Raw genomic sequence first — 20364 nt, forward strand, 5'->3', positions numbered from 1 at the left:
TTTCTACAAAGAGTTCTTAACCGTATGACCTGAATTACAGGCAAATGTTATTTAAGTTCAACTTCAGCTCCAGCTTCTTCCAATGTTTTCTTCAACGATTCTGCTTCGTCTTTAGCCAAACCTTCTTTCAATACACTAGGTGCACCATCTACCATGTCCTTAGCCTCTTTCAAGCCCAAACCACAAGCTTCCTTCACAGCCTTAACGACCTGAAGTTTAGCGGCACCCGCACTCTTCAAAACTACATCAAAAGAAGTCTTCTCTTCTACAGCAGCAGCACCACCAGCAGCAGGGCCAGCAGCAACTGCAACAGCTGCAGCAGCAGGTTCAATACCATATTCTTCCTTCAAAATCGTAGCAAGTTCATTAACTTCTTTTACTGTCAAGTTAACTAATTGTTCTGCAAAAGCTTTCAAATCTGCCATTTTTGTTATGAATTTAATTGTTATAATACTAAATAATTTGATTGATAAGGATTCTCTAGAAATCCATTAATTATAGAGACATTAAGCCTCTGTACGTTCACCAAGAGTTTTAAGAACTCCGTGAAGAGTGTTACCACCCGATTGTAGAGCAGAAATAACATTCTTAGCCGGAGATTGCAGCAAAGCAACAATTTCAGCAATAACTTCATTCTTACTCTTGATAGCTACGAGAGCCTCTAACTGATCAGCTCCTACATAGAAACCTTCTTCTGCGTAAGCAGCTTTCAACCCAGGAATACCATCTTTGGCTTTATCCTTGAGCAACTTTGCCGGCGCATTTGCGACATTGCAAAACATAATCGCCGTTGTACCCTTCAGACAGCCATACAAAGGAGAATAATCACCATCCAAGTTCTCAAGAGCCTTGTGCAGCAACGTATTCTTTACTACCATCAATTTGATGTCAGCTTTATAACAAGCAGCACGCAATGCACTTGTAGAAGCAGCATTCATAGCCGTTGTATCCACCAAATAGAAATGACCGTATTCCTTTATCGTAGCGGCAATCTGTTCAATAATCCTACTTTTATCTTCCTTTCTCATTATTTGTCCGTTTTATTAGATTTCTTCCACTGATTTCGGGTCAATCTTGATACCCGCACTCATTGTACTAGAAAGATAAATGCTCTTAATATAAGTACCTTTAGCCGCAGCCGGTTTCAACTTAATCAGCGTAGAGATGAATTCCTTAGCATTATCACGAATCTGATCTGCACTAAAAGAGACCTTACCGATTGAAGTATGCACAATACCACTCTTGTCAACCTTAAAGTCTATTTTACCTTGCTTAACCTCTTTAACAGCCTTGGCAACATCCATTGTCACAGTACCGCTCTTCGGATTAGGCATCAATCCACGAGGGCCCAGAATACGCCCGAGGGCACCAATCTTACCCATGATGGAAGGCATCGTGATAATCACATCAACATCCGTCCATCCACCTTTGATCTTTTCGATATACTCATCAAGACCAACATAGTCAGCGCCTGCATCCTTTGCAGCAGCTTCAGCATCCGGCGTACACAATACCAAGACACGCGTTACTTTGCCTGTTCCATGAGGAAGAGAAACAACACCTCTTACCATCTGATTAGCTTTACGCGGGTCAACTCCCAGACGTACGTCGATATCCAACGAAGCATCAAATTTGGTATAAGTAATATCCTTTACCAATTGAGAAGCTTCCTTGAGAGAGTAGGCTTTCCCTGCTTCAATCTTTTCTGCAGCCAACTTTTGATTTTTTGTCAGTTTACCCATTCTAATTGAAGTTTATTGATTATTAACCGGGAACTCCCCTTTTACTGTGATACCCATGCTTCTTGCTGTACCTGCAACCATTTTCATAGCAGCCTCCACAGTAAAGCAGTTCAAATCGACCAACTTATCCTGAGCAATCGTACGAACCTGATCCCACGTAATCTCGGCGACCTTCTTACGATTAGGCTCTGCGGAACCACTTTTCACCTTTGCCAACTCCAATAGTTGAATAGCAACAGGAGGAGTTTTGATGACAAAATCGAAAGACTTATCCGCATAATAAGTAATGATTACAGGAAGAACCTTCCCTGCTTTGTCTTGGGTTCTGGCATTGAATTGCTTGCAAAACTCCATGATATTAATACCCTTCGAACCCAAAGCAGGGCCTACGGGAGGTGATGGATTTGCAGCGCCTCCTTTAATCTGTAACTTGATTAGTCCAGCAACTTCTTTAGCCATTTTTTAATTGATTTATAATTACACTAATGACGAAACAATGCAGCGTAACTCTGCATCATTCTTTTTCTACTTGCATAAAGCCTAATTCCAACGGAGTTTTCCGTCCGAATATCTTTACCATAACCTTCAATTTCTTCTTCTCAGCATTCACTTCCTCAATGACGCCACTGAATCCGCTGAACGGGCCATAATTCACCTTTACAGCCTCGCCGACTACAAACGGGACACCAATATCTTCACCAGCATCCTGCAATTCGTCAACAGTACCAAGAATCCGATTGACTTCTGATTGTCTCAAGGGCACAGGTTTGTCCAAACCGCCCAAAAAACCTATCACATTAGGAGTATTTCTCAAATGATGAGGTACCTCACCTACTAAAGCAGCCTCCACCAAAACGTAACCAGGGAGATAACTCCTTTCCTTCACAATTTTCTTACCATTGCGAACCTGATACACTTTTTCAGTAGGAATCAATACCTGAGACACATATTCACCAAGGTCACTATTCTTAATATCAGCATCAAGATATTCTTTTACCTTAGCTTCTTTACCACTGATGGCACGCAAAACATACCATTTTTTTTCCACCTCAGACATCGCCACTACATTTAATGAGGATACACAAACTCCATAACATGCTGGAAACAGAAGTCCATCACGAACACCACCAATGCAATCAGCAGGGAAGCATATAATACAGCTACTGCACTGCTGGTCAGTTCGGCATAAGTAGGCCACGACACTTTATGAACAAGTTCGTCGTAAGATTCCTTCAAATATGTTACAATCTTTTTCATTGCAATAATATTAGCACGGGAGGAGAGGCTCGAACTCCCGACACCCGGTTTTGGAGACCGGTGCTCTACCAACTGAGCTACTCCCGTCTGAACAAATCAGTTCCCGAAATGAATCGGGAACTGACTGCCATTATAGATTAGTCAAGAATTTCTGTGATCTGACCCGAACCTACTGTACGGCCACCTTCACGGATAGCGAAACGCAAACCTACGTTCAAGGCTACCGGATAGATCAGAGTAACCGTGATTTCAACATTATCACCCGGCATTACCATTTCAACGCCTTCCGGCAGAGTGATTTCACCGGTGCAGTCCATCGTACGCAGATAGAACTGAGGACGATATTTATTGTGGAACGGAGTGTGACGGCCACCTTCTTCTTTCTTCAAAACGTAGATAGAAGCTTTAAATTTGGAGTGAGGCTTAATCTGACCGGGCTTGCAGAGAACCATACCACGCTTAATCTCATTCTTATCGATACCACGCAGCAACAGACCTACGTTATCACCAGCTTCACCTTCATCCAACAGCTTGCGGAACATCTCGACACCTGTTACAACAGACTTCTTATCTTCGCCCAAGCCCAGGATCTCAACTTCATCACCTACCTTAACAACACCAGTCTCAATACGACCCGTTGCTACAGTACCACGACCTGTAATAGAGAACACGTCTTCAACCGGCATCAAGAAAGGCTTATCGATATCACGCGGAGGCAGAGGAATCCAGCTATCAACAGCATCCATCAACTCCATAATCTTATCCTCCCATTTCTTCACACCATTCAATGCACCCAGAGCAGAACCCTGAATGAAAGGAGTGTTATCGCCGTCAAAATCATAAGCAGACAGCAGTTCACGCATTTCCATCTCAACGAGCTCCAGCATTTCGGGGTCGTCTACCATGTCACACTTATTCATGAACACTACCAGTCTCGGAACGTTTACCTGACGAGCCAACAGAATGTGCTCACGAGTCTGAGGCATAGGACCATCCGTAGCAGCAACCACGATGATAGCACCATCCATCTGAGCAGCACCCGTTACCATGTTCTTTACATAGTCAGCGTGTCCCGGGCAGTCAACGTGTGCATAGTGACGGTTAGCAGTCTCATATTCTACGTGAGAAGTATTAATAGTGATACCACGTTCCTTTTCTTCCGGAGCGTTGTCAATCTGATCGAAAGATTTAACTTCATCAGCTTTCGTAAAACCTCTTTCTGCCAATACTTTCGTGATAGCAGCAGTCAACGTTGTCTTACCGTGGTCTACGTGACCAATTGTACCAATATTTACATGGGGTTTGGTACGTTCGAATTTCTCTTTAGCCATAGCTTTACTTGTTATTTATTTGATTAATAATCAGCTTCGTCACCAAGAGCTGTTACCGGGACTTGAACCCGGGACCTCTTCCTTACCAAGGAAGTGCTCTACCGCTGAGCTATAACAGCAAAGAAATCGTTTGTGGGCAAAGATGGATTCGAACCACCGAAGGTATAAACCAGCAGATTTACAGTCTGCCCCATTTGGCCACTCTGGTATTTGCCCATTTGTCTCTTTTGAGCCTCTTGTCGGATTCGAACCAACGACCCCGAGATTACAAATCACGTGCTCTGGCCAACTGAGCTAAAGAGGCATTTCACAAAAATGCAACCGTTCCGTTGAAGGTTTCTTTGCGAAACGGCTGCAAATTTAGGCATTTATTTTTTACCCGCAAAATTTTAGCAGGATTTTATTTATTCCGTTGCTTTTCTTTGTATTTCACCAGTTGTTTTTCCAAAGCTTCCAAACATAAATCTACCGCTTCTTCAAACGTATCGCAAACCTTGTTCGCGTAAAACTCGCCGTTTGGAACCAAGACTTTAACACCCGCTTCCTTATTCTCGGCTGTTTCTGGCTTCACTACTTTTAATAACACCTCCACTTTCTTTATATCGTCGTAAAACCTTTCCAATTTCAAAGCTTTTTTCTGAATAAAAGCCTGAAGACGCTCGGATGCGTCAAAGTGAATTGATTGAATTCTTACTTCCATACTTACCTCCTTTTTATTACGCCCGAGGATGGGCTTGGTTATACATTCTCTTAAGTTCTTCAAAAGTGGTATGCGTATAAACCTCAGTCGTAGTCAAGCTCTCATGCCCCAAAAGTTCCTTTATCGCCGTCAACTGAGCATCATGGTTCAGCATCATGGTTGCAAAAGTGTGCCTTAGCACATGAGGAGACTTCTTCTTCAGCGTCACCACTTTCGAAAGGCTTCGCGTCACAATAGATTCAACGATACTGCGGTATAATTGTTCACCGGTTTTGCGCACAAAAAACGCTTTCACGTCCGGTTTCACATATTCATCCCGCATCTTGACATAGACTTGCAAATCTTTTTTCAGTTCTTCACCAAAGGGTATCAGACGTTGTTTGTTCCGTTTTCCCGTCACTTTTATGAGGGAAGAAGAGAAATCCACATCTTCATCCTTAAGCCCAATCAGCTCAGACAAACGGATGCCCGTCAGATAGAACACTTCTACAATCGCGCGGTCACGACAGGCTTCAAAGCCTTCTCCGAAGTCCACATCGTCCAGCAATCTGTCCATTTCTTTTTCCTTCACGAAAACCGGCAACCGCTTCTTTTTCTTCGGGCCTACGATTTTCAGCATCGGATTATTCTGACAGACGCCCCGCTTCATCAGAAATCGATAAAAAGAACGCAAGGTACTCAGCTTACGGTTTACGGTAGCAACGGCAACGTTTTCATCCATCAACGACAGAATCCAACCCCGCACTGTCTGCGTCCCGACCTCGGCCAATGAGTAAGACTCTTCTTTTGTTTCTTTCGCACAGTAGACCTCAAATTGCATCAGGTCTTCCCTATACGCTTTTACGGTTTCCTGCGAGTAATTTCGTTCATACCGCAGGTAATCCAAAAAAGAGTCTGTCAAGTCCATACCGTCACATATCTAAAATCATGCAACGAATGTATGAAAAAGAATTCAATAAATCAAAGGATTTTACGATTTATTAATCCTCTAATTGCTGAAGTTTCTGCACGTAAACGGCACGTTCTCTTTTAAGTCTCTTGATTACAGAGGGTTTGTCAAACTGCTGTCTGTTTCGCAATTCTTTCACGATGCCGGTTTTTTCGAATTTACGCTTGAACTTCTTCAGCGCCTTCTCGATGTTTTCGCCTTCTTTTACAGGTACTACAATCATTGTTTTTGGTTTAAAAAATAACAGTTAATGGTTTTGTTGTCAAATTCGAGCGGCAAAATTACACATACTTTCTTTATTTACAAAACTTTCAACCTTTTTTCTGCAAAATGGTCTTGAGAATACCCGCACCGGACACGCATAACCAGGAGAACGGAAGGCGTACGCAGCCTCTCCGGTCACTTCCCTTCTCCACCCGGCCTGATGTCCGGAAGAAGCACGGCTACCACGCCCAGCAGCGGTAGCCATGTACTGACGTGGAAAATGTATTCAATGCTGGTCAAGTCGGCCAGCCAGCCGAAGAAGGCCGAACCTATGCCGCCCAGGCCAAACATCAGGCCGAAGAAGATGCCGGCTATCATGCCTACCTTGTCCGGCATCAGGTCGGTGGCATACACTACGATGGCCGAGAAAGCCGAAGCAATCACCAACCCCGTTATAATGGCCATGGCCAACGTTCCAAACAAGTTCAGGTAGGGCATGGCCAGCGTGAAGGGAGCTGCTCCCAGAATGGAGAACAGGATGACATACTTCCGTCCGTAACGGTCACCCAAGAAACCGCCCAGCAATGTACCTGCCGCGAAGGCTGCCAGATAAGCGAACAGACAATACTGAGACTGCTGCACCGTCAGGGCAAATTTATCCATTAAGTAGAACGTGAAATAGCTGGTCATGCAGGCATTGAAGAAATACTTTGAGAATATCATCAGCACCAGGATGCCCAACGCTACGCGCACTGTCTTCCGGGGCAGAGAAGAAGTTGCAGCCTGTGCCTTGCGGCGAAATGTCTTTATCTCACGCAGCATCAAGCTATACCAATAGCCCACCCGCGCCAACAGAAATGAGGCCAGCAAAGCGGCCAGTGCGAACCAGCCCACAGCGTGTTGCCCATAAGGGATGACAATCAGAGCCGCCAACAACGGGCCAACAGCGCTTCCGCCGTTTCCGCCCACCTGGAAAATGGATTGTGCCAGGCTCTTCCGCCCACCAGAAGCCATCTGTGCCACGCGAGACGCCTCGGGATGAAACACCGAAGAGCCACAGCCTATCAGCGCCACCGACACAAGAATCAGCAGGAAATCGGAAGAAAAGGCCAACGCCAACAGCCCTACCAGCGTAAAGCACATCCCCAACGACAGGGAATAGGGCTGCGGATGACGGTCGGCATACAGCCCGATGAAGGGCTGGAAAATAGAGGAAGTCAACTGGAAGACCAACGTAATCAGACCAATCTGCGCAAACGTAAAACCGTACAAATCCTTCAGCAAGGGGTACAGTGCCGGAATAACAGACTGAATCATGTCATTCAGCAAATGGCAAGTCCCCATGGTGAACAATATCGCATAAGCCGTACCTTGCGCAAGGCTCGGATGCCCTTTTATCTTATTCCATACATTCATATTCATATACTGTCTCCTTTGACCCATATCAGGTGTCTGCTTCCTGCCGCGCGAACCACGGTGAAAGCAGATTCCCCCCAATTCGGGGGGGACAAAGGTATATCGTTTTCAGCAAAAGGCAAACAACAAGAAAAGAAAAAGAGGCTGCCTCAGCATGCAGGAAGGTTCTTTCCCACATCACGAGACAACCTCAATAATGCCGCTCCGGCGGGCACCAGCCGCGAAGCCATCATTGAAGCCGGGCAAAGAATCGCCCTGTATTTTCCGGTCTTCCGGAGCATCCACTTTGTTGTTGCCTATGGCCGGTCCTGCATCGCCGTCCAAGCCTACGGATTTCAGACCGTCGGCCTGCCAGCCTCCGGTCAGATTGGTTTCTACCTACAACAAGACTACGCCATCGGCATACGCCTGTGTCCGAAGAGACAGCCGGCCAGCGCGAAACGCCTGGACTTCAAGCCGCCAACCGGGCATCTGCGGCAATGCAACGGATGAGGATATCCCTCCATGTATATCCGGTTTATAAGTCAATGGTCTGGGTATATGTCTCACCGAAACGATTGGTCCACTCCACTTTCACCTGGCGAGCGCCGTCGGCAGGCAAGGCACGGAACAGGTGAGGAGTCTGCACGGCTGCGGAGCGGTCTTTCAACTGCGAAGCACGTTCCTCGTCGGCGCCGACAAACTGTTCCATCTCGCCCATGGGCTTGCCGTCCTGATACCAGACGATGCGGCAGGCATCGTCCCAATCCCAGACGTTGGCCACCACGAAAGGAGCCTGGCTCTGGAACTCACCTTTATTATACAGGCGGAACTGGTAAGAGAAGTCGCGACGGGTGGCCTTGTAGTGCCACTTCAAACGGTCACCGTCCACGTCTACCACCAGGTAGCCGTTCGGTGCGCCGCACTGGTTTACCCAGCCTGCCCACCAGGCACCGCAAGCAGCGCCTATGTTATGTTGATAGAGGTTAGAAGCGACTTCGACGTTCTGGAAGAAATGGGTATGCCCGCAGAACACGTGCACGTTATAGTCTTTCAGTGCCTCCTGCAAACGGGCCGCGTTGCGGATGTTTCCGTCCTTACCCACACGGTTCCACGCAGCGGCGTGCATGTTCAGCAGCACCAGACTGCCTTTGGGCACATAGCTCAAGTCCTTCTCTAACCACGCAATCTGGTCGCCTGTCATTGCCTCGAGGTAGTGTTTGTTTCCTACGTAGTTCAGGTTCTTCATCGTCACGACGTGAGCCTTTCCGATATTGAAGGAGTAGTCGGTGGGGCCGAAATAGCGGTTGTAAACCATCTCGCCGTAGACGGGTGTTCCGGCGGCCATGTTGTGCAGGTCTTGGTACTGCTTGTCGAAGTCGTGGTTGCCGATGCACTGGAAGAAGGTGGCTCCCGTGTTTTCCAACGAAGCCTTATATTCGCCATACAGCGACATGTTGTCGAACACCAAGTCACCGAGGGTCATGCCCACTACCTCGCGCGACTGCTTCAGCGAGTCGATGACTTCCACCATATCGGGCACCGTCTCTTGGCGCCAGCGTTTCATCTCACGCTCGTTGCGCACTTGAGGGTCGGACACGGGGATGAAGCAGAAGCGCTCGGACACCTGGCGGCGTTTCTGCAACACGAAGTCGTGCCGTCCTCCGGCCACGGCCAGCGCGCGTACCGACACGTAATGTCCGGCGGCCAGTCCGTCTTGTTGCGGCAGCTCGTAAGCGGCCGGCGTGGAAATGCTGACAAACTTGCTGCGCGTCGTGTCTGTACGGAGGCTCCATGCGCCTTTGGCGTCGGTCTGCGTAAAACTCATGCCGTCGTTCACCACGACTCCGGCAATACCCTTCCCTGCTTTGTCGACCACTTTGCCGCCAAAGCTAAACACGGCATCCTGCGCAAAGGTTTCCACACAGAAACCAGCGCACAAGACGCCCACCATCCATGCTTTGAATTTCATCTTTTTTATTTTAAGTTATCTCCAGATTTTTGACGGTGCAAAAGAACAGCGAATGTGTTTCAAACACGTTACGAAGGCGCGACATTCCCGTGTCTTTCCGTATTCATTCTTGTGACAGGCGCCCGCCGGGGCCATGCCGCACTCCGGTGCATGCCCAGCGGGAGACGCGCGGGAGGCTGTGAGAAGAAGAACGGCGGCCGGAAAGCGGAAAGCGAAAAGATTCCGGCCGAAAAGTTTTCCTTTTACCCGAAAAGGCGTACCTTTGGAAGACGGTTTGAAAAACCGTCCGAATACGGAACTTTTAAAGTAAACAACCATGAACAATCCCGTCAAAGAACGAATCAAACGACTGCGCGGCATGATGCAGCAACAGGGAATAGCCGCTTTCATCATCCCCAGCACCGACCCGCACATCAGCGAATACGTGGCCCCGCACTGGCAGGCACGCGAGTGGTTCTCAGGCTTCACAGGCTCGGCAGGCACGCTGGTCGTCACCCGCGACGAAGCCGGGTTGTGGACAGACTCGCGCTACTTCCTGCAAGCGGCCGCACAACTCGAAGGAAGCGGCATCTGCCTGTACAAAGAAGGGCTGCCCGACACGCCGGACATACCGGCCTATCTCGCCACCCATGCCGACCGGAGTCTGCCCGTAGGCTACGACGCGGAGGTCTGCGCCGACAGCTATGCCGAAAGACTACGCCGGCTGTTGTCCGAAAGAAGCATCGCTATCACCCACGTGAACGACCCCTACCAAGGGATATGGACAAACCGCCCTCCCAGGCCCGACGGGAAAGCCTATATATATAAGGTAGCATACGCCGGACAAAGCTGTGACGAAAAGCTCGGCATCCTGCGACGCGAGATGGACAGCCAAGGCTGCGACGCCCTGCTGCTGGCGGCGTTGGACGAGATTGCCTGGACACTCAACATCCGTGGAAACGACATCCATTGCAACCCGGTGGCCGTGTGCTACCTGCTGATAGGCAAGGAGAAGGCGATACTCTTCATCGACCCGGAAAAGACAGACTGCGAGCTAAACGCCTACCTGAAGGAGAACGGAGTGGAGACCCGCCCGTATGCAGACTTCTGGACACACATCGCCGGGACGGCTTACGGCACCGTCTGGGCAGATTCCGACAAGACCAATGCACGGGCCATGTCGCTGCTTGCCGCCCGCAACAGCCTGCTCCGCCAGCCGTCGCCAGTCGCCCTGCTGAAAGCCGTGCGCAATGCCACAGAGATAGAAGGGCTACACCGCGCCATGCAACGCGACGGGGTAGCCTTGGTGAAGTTCCTGAAATGGCTGGAAGAAGCCGTCCCCCGGGGCGGACAAACAGAAATCAGCGTCAGCCGGAAATTGCAGGAACTGCGGGCAGCGCAACCGCTGTACATGGGCGAAAGTTTCGACACCATTGCCGGATACGGCGAACACGCCGCCATCGTCCACTACGAGGCTACGCCGGAAACAGACATCCCGCTGCGCCCCCGGGGATTCCTCCTGCTGGACTCGGGCGCACAATACCTGGACGGCACCACAGACATCACCCGCACCATCGCCCTGGGCCCGCTGACAGAGGAAGAACGCACGGACTATACATTGATACTGAAAGGACACATCGCCCTGGCACGCGCAGTCTTTCCCGAAGGAACCCGGGGCGCACAACTCGACGCCCTGGCACGCATCCCGCTCTGGCAACACGGCATGAACTTCCTGCACGGCACCGGACACGGCGTAGGCCACTTCCTCAACGTGCACGAAGGGCCTCAGAGCATCCGCATGAACGAAAACCCGACACCGCTGCGCCAGGGCATGCTGACGTCAAACGAACCCGGGGTCTACAAGGCCGGCAGCCACGGCATACGCACGGAGAACCTCATGCTCACCGTCCCGGCCGGCGAAGGAATGTTCGGACGCTACCTGCGCTTCGAGACCGTCACCCTCTGCCCCATAGACACGCAGGGCATCGTGCGCGAAATGCTGAACAACGAAGAAGTCGACTGGCTGAACAGCTACCACCGCCGGGTCTGCCAACTGCTGGCCCCCGGCCTGGACGAAACAGAACGAAACTGGCTGGCCGAAAAATGCAAGGAAATAACACTATAAACACTAACAACCACAGCAATCATGGCACTCATCAAATCAGTCAGGGGATTTACCCCGGAGATAGGGAAGAATTGTTTTTTGGCAGACAATGCCACACTGATAGGCGACGTAAAATTGGGCGACGACTGTAGCGTATGGTTCAACACCGTGTTGCGCGGCGACGTCAACTCCATCCGCATCGGCAACGGAGTGAACATACAAGACGGCAGCGTACTGCACACGCTCTACGAAAAGTCCACCATAGAAATAGGCGACCACGTATCCATCGGACACAACGTCACGGTGCACGGGGCGGACATCCGCGACTACGCCCTCATCGGCATGGGAGCCACCCTGCTGGACCACGCCGTGGTGGGCGAAGGAGCTATCGTAGCCGCCGGAGCCTTGGTGCTGAGCCACACCGTGATAGAACCGGGCAGCATCTGGGCAGGCGTCCCCGCCAAGTTCATCAAGAAGGTAGACCCCGAACAGGCCAAAGAACTGAACCAGAAAATCGCACACAACTACCTGATGTACGCCGAATGGTATAAATAACGCCCGAAGAAGATTCAGAAATTAATCTTGCTCAGAATCTTTTCCGTTGCCCCGGCATGACCGGTCACGTAGGCTCCTGCCTTCTCGCCGGTCTGCCGGCGGAAAGCCTCATCCGTCAGCAAGCGATCCAACAGAGCGGTAAGCTCTCCGCCAGTCTTGATAGAATAAGCACCGCCAGTCTGTATCAGCTCCACAGCCTCCTGGAAGTTCTGATACTTGGGGCCGAAAATGACAGGAATACCATAAACGGCAGCCTCGAGCGTATTGTGGATACCAACGCCAAAGCCCCCGCCAATATAAGCAATCTCGCCATAACGATAGATAGAGGACAACAAACCGAAGCAATTGACAATCAAACAATCGGCTTTCTCGATGTTCCGCTCGTCAGCACGGGTGTAGAGTACGTACGGGCGCTTCAGCTTGGCAGTAATCTCCACCAGGTGATTCTCGTCGATGACGTGCGGCGCGATAATCATTTTTATCTCCGGATGTTGGTTGAAGTAATCGATGAACAGGTCTTCGTCGGGCTGCCACGAACTGCCGGCAATAAAGGTCGTAGCCCCGTTCTTGAACCGCTCCACCAACGGCAAATCCTTGGCTTCCCTGCGTATCTGGAGCACCCGGTCGAAACGGGTATCCCCCACCACCGTCACACGGTCGATGCCTATCTTGGCCAGGAAACGCTTCGAAAGCTCGTTCTGCACAAACAGATGGTCAAAATCGCGCAACACATTGCGGTACGTTCCTCCATACCACTTAAAGAAAATCTGTCCGCGACGGAAAATGGAAGAAACGCTATACACCGGAATACAACGCTTGTGCAGTTCGTCCAGATAGTTCTTCCAGAATTCATATTTAATGAAGAAAGCCATGCAGGGATTCACAATATCCAGGAACTTGCGGACATTGCGCCGTTTATCGAAAGGCAAGTAGCACACCACGTCCGCACCCCGGTAGTTTTTCCTGACCTCGTAACCCGAAGGCGAGAAGAATGTCAGCAAGATGCCGTATTCCGGATAACGGGCACGAATAGCCTCTATCAGCGGACGCCCTTGCTCGAACTCGCCAAGGGAAGCTGCATGAAACCAAATGTAGCGCACGTTTTTTTCCAAACGCTGGCGCAGTATTTCGTACGCTATCCAATGGCCTTTCATCATTTTGCGGGGCTTGCGACTGAAAGGCGCAGCCAGATGCACCGCTATGTCATAGAGAGCGATTGCCAAATCGTAGAACATGGTACTTCTATCGGATTAAATGCACAACAGACTTCGGGTTATTTCAATGTTTCAACGGCACGGGCGATGCGTTTCAGGGTCTCTTCCTTGCCCAGCAGTTCGGTGATGTCGAACATGTGAGGGCCTTTACATTCACCCACGACAGCCAGACGGAAAGCGTTCATGACGTTGCCCATGTGATAGCCTTTCTCCGAAATCCACCCTATTACGATGTCTTCGGAGGGCTTCGACGAGAAGTCATCTATGCCGCGCAACACGTCCATCAGTTCACCCATGATACGGGGAGTGTCTTCATTCCAACGTTTCTTCACATCTTTCTCGGCATACGTGTCGGGAGCCACAAAGAAGAAGCGGGCTTGGTCCCAGATTTCTTTCACGAAGTTGACACGGCCTTTCACCAGCGAAACAACGCGAGTCAGGAAGTCATCAGTGTAATCGGTGACACAGATGCCGTGAGCTTCCAACACCGGTTTGAACAGTTCGGCTACTTCAGCGTCGGGTTTGCGCAGAATGTACTCGTGATTGAACCAGATACCTTTCTTGTAATCGAACTTTGCCCCCGCTTTGCTGCAATGACTGAGGTTGAAGAGTTTCACCAGTTCGTCCATTGACATGATTTCCTGGTCGTTGCCCGGGTTCCATCCTAAAAGTGCCAGAAAGTTGATAACGGCTTCGGGCAAATAGCCAGCCTCACGGTACCCCGACGATACCTCGCCCGTCTTGGGATCATGCCATTCCAAGGGAAAGACCGGAAAGCCGAGACGGTCGCCATCGCGCTTGCTCAGCTTACCGTTGCCTTCGGGTTTCAACAAAAGGGGCAGATGTGCAAAGGCCGGCATGGTACCTTCCCACCCAAAGGCGCGGTAAAGCAAAACATGCAGCGGAGCTGAAGGCAACCACTCTTCACCCCGGATGACATGAGTGATTTCCATCAGATGATCGTCGACAATATTAGCCAGATGATAGGTGGGCAGCTCGTCGGCAGACTTGTAGAGTACTTTATCATCTAATATCGAAGAATTGATGACGACATCTCCTCGGATAAGGTCTGCCACGTGAATGTCTTCGTCAGGTTCTATTTTGAAGCGCACGACATATTGTGTACCAGCAGCCAGTAGTGCATCGACCTCGTCTTGAGACAAGGAAAGCGAGTTGCGCATCTGCATGCGTGTGGAGGCATCGTATTGGAAATTGGGGATTTCCTTGCGCTTCTCGTCCAATTCGGCCGGGGTGTCGAAAGCAATATAAGCCTTACCGGCATCAAGCAGTTGCTTCACATATTTCTTATAAATATCACGACGTTCGGATTGGCGGTAAGGGCCATGGTCGCCCCCAAAGCTGACGCCTTCGTCGAAATGGATGCCCAGCCAGCGGAATGATTCGAGAATGTACTCTTCGGCACCGGGAACAAAACGGTTGCTGTCTGTATCTTCAATCCGGAAAACAAGTTCGCCGCCATGTTGACGGGCAAAGAGGTAATTGTACAGGGCGGTACGGACTCCGCCGATATGAAGTGCACCCGTCGGACTGGGTGCGAAACGTACTCTAACTTTCCTTTCTGTCATAGCTTTTATGCGTTTATTCTCAATTTAGAGTTATTTAGAGTGCAAAAGTAGCCCTTTTTTTTCACACTAAGGATTTTTTTCGTACTTTTCGCCGGAAAATCGTTGAATATAACACTGGAGCTTATGAAAAAGATTAAGATATCGAGAAACTTGTTGTACAAAGCGCTCATCTTCGTCATTACTGTAAGCGTCATCGTGTACTTTATGCCACGAGACAGCAAGTTCAATTACCAATTTGACATCGGTAAGCCGTGGAAGTATGGGCAACTGATGGCGACATTCGACTTTCCCATCTACAAAGGTGCAGAAGTGATAGAAAAAGAACAAGACAGCCTGATGCACCATTTCCAACCGTTCTTCAACATCGACAAGGAGCAGGGGAGGAAGGCACTGGAGATGCTGAAAGAAGATTGCCAGGGAGAGCTAAGCCTGGTCTTGCCCGCAGACTATATACGATATGTGGAAAGACAACTGAAGGAGATTTATGAAACAGGAATCCTGACCACGGAGGCATTGGATTCGCTGCAGAAAGACAGCACGGAAAGCATCATGATCGTGGACGAGAAGCTGGTCAACCAACAGAGAACGGACGGACTTTATTCGGTAAAGACGGCCTATAAGAAGCTGCTGACGGCGGATACGCTCAGATACAGACCCGGCGTGCTGCAAGCGGCGGGTCTGAACAATTACCTGATGCCCAACCTGACGTATGACAAGGAACGCAGCGAGGCTGCCCGGCAGGAGTTGCTGGACAGTTATTCCTGGGCCAGCGGCATTGTTTTAAGCGGGCAGAAAATTATCGACCGGGGAGAGATTGTCAGCGAAAAGACGTACAACATCCTAATCAGCTACCGGCAAGAGTTTATCAAACGCAGCGAGACAAACGGCCAGCGGCGCCTGGTACTGACAGGGCAGATTCTGTTCGTAGGCATCTTCATGCTGTGCTTCATGCTCTACCTCGACCTGTTCCGGAAAGGATACTATGAACACCGGGGAGGGATGGCGCTGCTCTTTGCCGGAATAACGATTTACTGTGCCATAACGGGGCTGATGATGTCCCAACATTTCATGACGGTGTATATGCTGCCGTACGCCATGCTTCCCATCATCATCCGCGTGTTCTTAGATTCGCGAACGGCGTTCCTGAGTCTGGTCGTGACGGTGCTGATTTGTTCCGTCAGCCTGCGCTATCCGCACGAGTTCATCTTGCTGCAATGCGTGGCAGGCCTGACGGCCATCTACAGCCTGCGGGAATTGTCGCAACGCTCGCAACTGTTCCAGACGGCAGCCGTGGTGACAGTGGCTTATGCGGCAACATACTTTGCTTATGAACTGATGACGGAAAGCGACCCGAGCAAATGGAACGCTGCGATGTATATCAACTTCATCATCAACGGCGTGCTGCTGCTGTTTACGTATCCTTTGCTGTTCCTGGTGGAAAAGACGTTCGGCTTTACGTCGAACGTGACGCTGGTCGAGCTGTCCAACATCAATACGCCTTTGCTGAGAAGGATGTCAGAGACGGTGCCGGGAACGTTCCAACACAGCATGCAGGTGGCCAACCTGGCTGCGGCTGCCGCCAATGCCATCGGCGGAAACGCGCAACTGGTCAGGACGGGGGCGCTGTATCACGACATCGGAAAGATGGAACAGCCGGTATTCTTCACGGAAAACCAGTCGGGAGGCGTCAACCCGCACAAGGCGCTGACCTACGAGCAGAGCGCGCAGGTGGTCATCAGCCACGTGACCAACGGGCTGAAACTGGCGGACAAGTACGGGTTGCCGAAGGTGATCAAGGATTTCATCTCCACGCACCACGGCAAGGGAGTCACGAAGTATTTCTACATCTCCTGGAAAAACGAGCATCCGGGCGAGGAGACCGACCCGGCCATATTCACTTATCCCGGTCCGAACCCCTTCACCAAGGAACAGGCCGTGCTTATGATGGCCGACTCGGTGGAAGCGGCTTCGCGCAGCCTGCCCGAATATACGGAACAAGCGATAGGCAACTTGGTAGACAAAATCATCGACGGACAACTGGCCGACGGTTTCTTCCGCGAATGCCCCATCACGTTCAAAGACATTGCAACGGTCAAAGCAGTCTTCAAGGACAAGCTCAAGACGATGTATCACACGCGCATCAGTTACCCGGAACTAAAGAAATAAGATATGTACGAGAAATACGACCGGCAGGTCGAGCGCCTGCTTCGAAGGAAAAGAATCGACGAACGGGAAGTCAAGTCATTCAGCTTCATGAAGCGTTATACGCCCGTGACGGACAAACACAGTGAAAGGAATCTGTACGGCCCGGGCATACTGACGCTGCATCTGAGTGACGGCACGGAGCGTGCCTTTATCTTGCACACGCGCCACCACCCCACTACCGCCGTACACTACCTGCTACGTAAGGGCATCCCGATGGACAACGAAGGACAGGTGCCGCGCAAGGAAGTGCCGCAGCAGCCGCTTACCTTCCGCCGCCCCTCGCTCTTGCTCGTCTGGCAGGCCCTGCTCAGTCTGGCGTTTTTCTGCCTGGGGTTCTACTTGGCCGCCATGCAAGACGGAGCGGCCGGGCTATGGCTCAGCCTGCCTTGCTTCGTACTGGCCATCTACGGCAGCTATACGTTGCTGACGCGCTACTGCTACGTGACGCTCGACAGCCATGCGCTACAAGTGCACAGCATGGGGCGGACGCTGGCTTTCCCTTACGAGGACATCCGGAAACTGAACATCGACTTTGCCCGCGAGCAACAGCACACGCACGTCATGGAGCTGTTGGAGAAGGACCATCATTATCGCCTGTTCTACATCGGGCGAGTGCCGCGCAGCCGTCTCTTAGAGCTGACCGAGGCCCTGCGCCATGCCGGAGTAGATGCCACGTGCAGCCTCAATCCGGAGAAGCGCCATTACTATGACGTGTATCACCAGCAGTAAGACAAGCCTGCAACAAACCGGCACAGGCATCTTCCAGCAAATCCAACACATATTCGAATCCCTCGGCCCCGCCGTAATACGGGTCGGGCACGTGGTCGGCGTCCGTGTGCAGGCGGCAGAAGTCCGTCATGCGGCACAGCCGCGCCCACTCCGCAGGCGAAGGGGCACGTTCGCGCAGGTCGTCCATGTTGCGAGCGTCCATTCCGACAATCAGGTCGAAGTGCAGGAAATCGTCGGTGGTGACCGGGCGCGAGCGATGCGTCAACCGGTAACCCCGCCGTGCGGCATGCGCCCTCATGCGCGGGTCGGGCAGTTCGCCCCGGTGGTAGGACAAGATGCCTGCGGAATCAATTTCAAACTGGTCGGCCACCCCAGCTTCTTCCACCAGGTGGCGCATCACTCCCTCGGCTGCCGAGGAACGGCAGATGTTTCCGAGGCAGACGAAGAGTATCTTACATTTCGGTTTATGGTTCAGCGAGTTATTTTCCATCATTTCAAATTGGTTTACAGGAGAGGTTACCATGCGCCATCGCCGCGCACGCCATTGCCTTCGCAACTCGCCGCAAAAGTAACAAAAATCGAGCGTAATCAGGCAAGTGACCTCCCTTTCTTATCGGAAACTCTCCACCGGACGGCCTGTGTAGGTACTCTTCTTCCGGCAAAGAGCCGCCATGCCTGTGACCGGCATCTTCCGCCAGTCGGGACGTGAAAGAAACGCAGACTGTCAAAAAGCAGAGGAAATCCATCAAAAAGCATAGGGGCAGAAGGCTTGCTTTCGCTTATTTTTGCAACAAAGACACAGACGCAGGCCGGACATCGCCTGCCGGGAAAGGGAACAATCCCTTTGGCCCGTGTGCGGACGAGCCAGCGCCCGCGTCCGCAACAGCCTGCGCCCGTGTCCGCAACAGCCAGCGGGCACAAGCCTGCCGGGCGTTTTGCTTGATTGAAAGAAACTTAACGATAACGAAAGAACTGCCATGAAACAATGCTTTTTCGCGGTCGACCTCGGTGCAACGAGCGGCCGTACCATCTTGGGAAGCTTCGGAGAAGGCAACTTGGAACTGGAGGTGCTGAACCGATTCCCGAACCACCTGATTGAAGCAGGAGGACACTTCTACTGGGACATTTACGAACTCTACCGCAACGTGCTCGAAGGCCTGAAGTCGGCCGCACGCCGCAACGATTGCGTCATCACCTCCATCGGCGTAGACACGTGGGGGGTGGATTTCGTATGCGTTGGTTCCGACGGAGCCTTCCTGCGCCTGCCCCGCGCTTACCGCGACCCCCATACGACGGGAGCGCCCGAACGCTTCTTCACGCGCATGCCGCGCAGCACGGTGTACGGGCTGACCGGTATCCAGGTGATGGACTTCAACACCTTGTTCCAGCTCGACACGATGAGACATAACGCCGACAGTGCCCTGGCCGCCGCCGACAAGCTGCTGTTTCTGCCCGACGCCCTGAGCTACCTGCTCACGGGCGAGATGGTGACAGAATACACCATCGCCTCCACAGCCCAACTGGTCAATGCCACCACACGCCGCCTGGAGCCCTCCCTGCTGCACGAACTGGGACTGTCGGAAAAGCACTTCGGACGCTTCGTCTATCCCGGCGAAACGGTCGGTACGCTCACACCGGCAGTGCAACGGCTGACAGGCTTAGGTCCCGTCCCCGTGATAGCCGTGGCCGGCCATGACACCGCATCGGCCGTAGCCGCCGTGCCCGACACCGGAAAAGACTTCGCCTACCTGAGCAGCGGCACCTGGTCGCTCATGGGCATCGAAGCAGCAGCCCCAGTCCTCACTCCGGCCGCCGAAGCACTGAACCTCACCAACGAAGGCGGCGTAGAAGGAACCATCCGCCTGCTGAAGAACATCTGCGGCATGTGGCTTCTGGAACGTTGCCGCCCGGGCTGGGGCAACGCCTCCTATGCCGACCTCATCGCCGAAACCAAGGCCGCCGAACCATTCCGAAGCCTCATAAACCCGGACGACCCCACCTTCGCCAACCCCGCCGACATGGAGCAGGCCATACGCGACTACTGTGCCTCACACCTCGCCCAACCCCAGCTCGAGACACGCGGACAGGTAGTGCGCTGCATCTTCGAAAGCCTGGCCCTGCGCTACCGCCAGGTGCTCGACAGCCTGCGCGCCTTCTCCCCCCGCCCCCTCTCTGCACTGCACATCATCGGCGGCGGAAGCAACAACCACCTGCTCAACCAATGGACAGCCAACGCCTGCGGCATCACAGTAGTCGCCGGACCTGCCGAAGCCACAGCCATCGGCAACATCATGATACAAGCCATAGCCGCCGGCCAGGCGACCAACATAACAGCCATGCGCAGTGTCCTGAGCCACTCACTCAACCTGCCAGTGTTCGAGCCACAAGACACCCCCGCATGGGAGGCCGCCTACCGCCGCTTCACACACTTGGAATAACCCA

Annotated in this window: 21 protein-coding genes and 4 tRNA genes; 6 read left to right on the forward strand and 19 right to left on the reverse strand. The window is 51.7% G+C overall.

All coding sequences use genetic code 11. From position 1 onward, the window contains the following. Positions 1–47 precede the first annotated feature (47 nt). The 15 genes from rplL to M3090_RS02810 form a co-directional block, all read right to left on the reverse strand. Positions 48–425, reverse strand: coding sequence for a 50S ribosomal protein L7/L12 (rplL, locus tag M3090_RS02740; protein WP_249053866.1), 378 nt, complete (start codon positions 423–425; stop codon positions 48–50). Between the two features lie 81 nt (positions 426–506). After that, positions 507–1028, reverse strand: a complete 522-nt coding sequence (rplJ, locus tag M3090_RS02745) for a 50S ribosomal protein L10 (RefSeq protein ID WP_249053867.1) — start codon at positions 1026–1028, stop codon at positions 507–509. A 15-nt stretch (positions 1029–1043) separates the two neighbouring features. Next, the gene (gene rplA / locus M3090_RS02750) at positions 1044–1742 is read right to left on the reverse strand and encodes a 50S ribosomal protein L1 (RefSeq protein ID WP_249053868.1); all 699 of its coding nucleotides are present in this window, start codon (positions 1740–1742) and stop codon (positions 1044–1046) included. 12 nt (positions 1743–1754) lie between these two features. Next, on the reverse strand, positions 1755–2201 hold the full coding sequence (gene rplK / locus M3090_RS02755; protein ID WP_249053869.1) for a 50S ribosomal protein L11: 447 nt from the start codon (positions 2199–2201) through the stop codon (positions 1755–1757). A gap of 55 nt (positions 2202–2256) precedes the next feature. Then, positions 2257–2799: a transcription termination/antitermination protein NusG gene (gene nusG / locus M3090_RS02760; RefSeq protein ID WP_249053870.1), complete on the reverse strand. Its 543-nt coding sequence runs from the start codon at positions 2797–2799 to the stop codon at positions 2257–2259. Positions 2800–2810: 11 nt separating this feature from the next. Next, a complete protein-coding gene (gene secE / locus M3090_RS02765) occupies positions 2811–2999 on the reverse strand; it encodes a preprotein translocase subunit SecE (protein WP_249053871.1) in 189 nt (62 codons plus the stop codon). Between the two features lie 14 nt (positions 3000–3013). After that, positions 3014–3086 (reverse strand) — tRNA-Trp (locus tag M3090_RS02770). Positions 3087–3136: 50 nt separating this feature from the next. Next, positions 3137–4330 carry an elongation factor Tu gene (gene tuf, locus M3090_RS02775; protein WP_249053872.1) on the reverse strand — a complete coding sequence of 398 codons (1194 nt, stop codon included), beginning with the start codon at positions 4328–4330 and terminating at the stop codon, positions 3137–3139. A 47-nt stretch (positions 4331–4377) separates the two neighbouring features. Then, positions 4378–4449, reverse strand: a tRNA-Thr gene (locus M3090_RS02780). 14 nt (positions 4450–4463) lie between these two features. Then, positions 4464–4546, reverse strand: a tRNA-Tyr gene (locus tag M3090_RS02785). 14 nt (positions 4547–4560) lie between these two features. Further along, positions 4561–4634, reverse strand: a tRNA-Thr gene (locus M3090_RS02790). A 96-nt stretch (positions 4635–4730) separates the two neighbouring features. Then, positions 4731–5030, reverse strand: coding sequence for a ribosome hibernation-promoting factor, HPF/YfiA family (gene hpf, locus M3090_RS02795; RefSeq protein WP_249053873.1), 300 nt, complete (start codon positions 5028–5030; stop codon positions 4731–4733). 16 nt (positions 5031–5046) lie between these two features. Beyond that, complete coding sequence (locus M3090_RS02800; RefSeq protein ID WP_249053874.1) at positions 5047–5937, reverse strand: tyrosine-type recombinase/integrase; 891 nt, start codon at positions 5935–5937, stop codon at positions 5047–5049. A gap of 73 nt (positions 5938–6010) precedes the next feature. Then, positions 6011–6202 carry a 30S ribosomal protein S21 gene (gene rpsU, locus M3090_RS02805; protein WP_249053875.1) on the reverse strand — a complete coding sequence of 64 codons (192 nt, stop codon included), beginning with the start codon at positions 6200–6202 and terminating at the stop codon, positions 6011–6013. A 176-nt stretch (positions 6203–6378) separates the two neighbouring features. Beyond that, on the reverse strand, positions 6379–7605 hold the full coding sequence (locus M3090_RS02810) for an MFS transporter (protein WP_410553165.1): 1227 nt from the start codon (positions 7603–7605) through the stop codon (positions 6379–6381). Positions 7606–7659: 54 nt separating this feature from the next. On the opposite strand from M3090_RS02810, the gene M3090_RS02815 reads away from it, so the two are divergent. Then, complete coding sequence (locus M3090_RS02815) at positions 7660–8091, forward strand: hypothetical protein (RefSeq protein WP_249053876.1); 432 nt, start codon at positions 7660–7662, stop codon at positions 8089–8091. Positions 8092–8116: 25 nt separating this feature from the next. Here the strand turns inward: M3090_RS02815 and M3090_RS02820 are convergent, their stop codons facing one another. Further along, positions 8117–9559: a calcineurin-like phosphoesterase C-terminal domain-containing protein gene (locus tag M3090_RS02820; protein ID WP_410553167.1), complete on the reverse strand. Its 1443-nt coding sequence runs from the start codon at positions 9557–9559 to the stop codon at positions 8117–8119. Between the two features lie 307 nt (positions 9560–9866). On the opposite strand from M3090_RS02820, the gene M3090_RS02825 reads away from it, so the two are divergent. Continuing rightward, on the forward strand, positions 9867–11654 hold the full coding sequence (locus M3090_RS02825) for an aminopeptidase P family protein (RefSeq protein ID WP_249053878.1): 1788 nt from the start codon (positions 9867–9869) through the stop codon (positions 11652–11654). A gap of 21 nt (positions 11655–11675) precedes the next feature. Beyond that, positions 11676–12188: a gamma carbonic anhydrase family protein gene (locus M3090_RS02830; protein WP_249053879.1), complete on the forward strand. Its 513-nt coding sequence runs from the start codon at positions 11676–11678 to the stop codon at positions 12186–12188. Positions 12189–12202: 14 nt separating this feature from the next. On the opposite strand, the gene M3090_RS02835 is transcribed toward M3090_RS02830, so the two are convergent. Then, positions 12203–13423, reverse strand: coding sequence for a 3-deoxy-D-manno-octulosonic acid transferase (locus M3090_RS02835; protein ID WP_249053880.1), 1221 nt, complete (start codon positions 13421–13423; stop codon positions 12203–12205). 38 nt (positions 13424–13461) lie between these two features. Continuing rightward, positions 13462–14988, reverse strand: a complete 1527-nt coding sequence (gltX, locus tag M3090_RS02840; RefSeq protein WP_249053881.1) for a glutamate--tRNA ligase — start codon at positions 14986–14988, stop codon at positions 13462–13464. Between the two features lie 123 nt (positions 14989–15111). Here gltX and M3090_RS02845 point away from each other — a divergent pair, with 123 nt between their 5' ends. Together M3090_RS02845 and M3090_RS02850 are read left to right on the forward strand one after the other, a co-directional pair. Continuing rightward, positions 15112–17154: an HD family phosphohydrolase gene (locus tag M3090_RS02845; RefSeq protein ID WP_249053882.1), complete on the forward strand. Its 2043-nt coding sequence runs from the start codon at positions 15112–15114 to the stop codon at positions 17152–17154. A 3-nt stretch (positions 17155–17157) separates the two neighbouring features. Continuing rightward, complete coding sequence (locus tag M3090_RS02850; protein ID WP_249053883.1) at positions 17158–17922, forward strand: hypothetical protein; 765 nt, start codon at positions 17158–17160, stop codon at positions 17920–17922. On the opposite strand, the gene M3090_RS02855 is transcribed toward M3090_RS02850, so the two are convergent. After that, positions 17876–18412: a low molecular weight protein-tyrosine-phosphatase gene (locus tag M3090_RS02855; protein ID WP_249054016.1), complete on the reverse strand. Its 537-nt coding sequence runs from the start codon at positions 18410–18412 to the stop codon at positions 17876–17878. The genes M3090_RS02850 and M3090_RS02855 overlap by 47 nt on opposite strands. Before the next feature lie 487 nt (positions 18413–18899). Here M3090_RS02855 and M3090_RS02860 point away from each other — a divergent pair, with 487 nt between their 5' ends. Further along, complete coding sequence (locus tag M3090_RS02860) at positions 18900–20360, forward strand: rhamnulokinase (RefSeq protein WP_249053884.1); 1461 nt, start codon at positions 18900–18902, stop codon at positions 20358–20360. Positions 20361–20364: the final 4 nt, after the last annotated feature.

This window comes from Bacteroides sp. ET71, from assembly GCF_023336905.1.
In the GTDB taxonomy this organism is placed as follows: domain Bacteria; phylum Bacteroidota; class Bacteroidia; order Bacteroidales; family Bacteroidaceae; genus Bacteroides.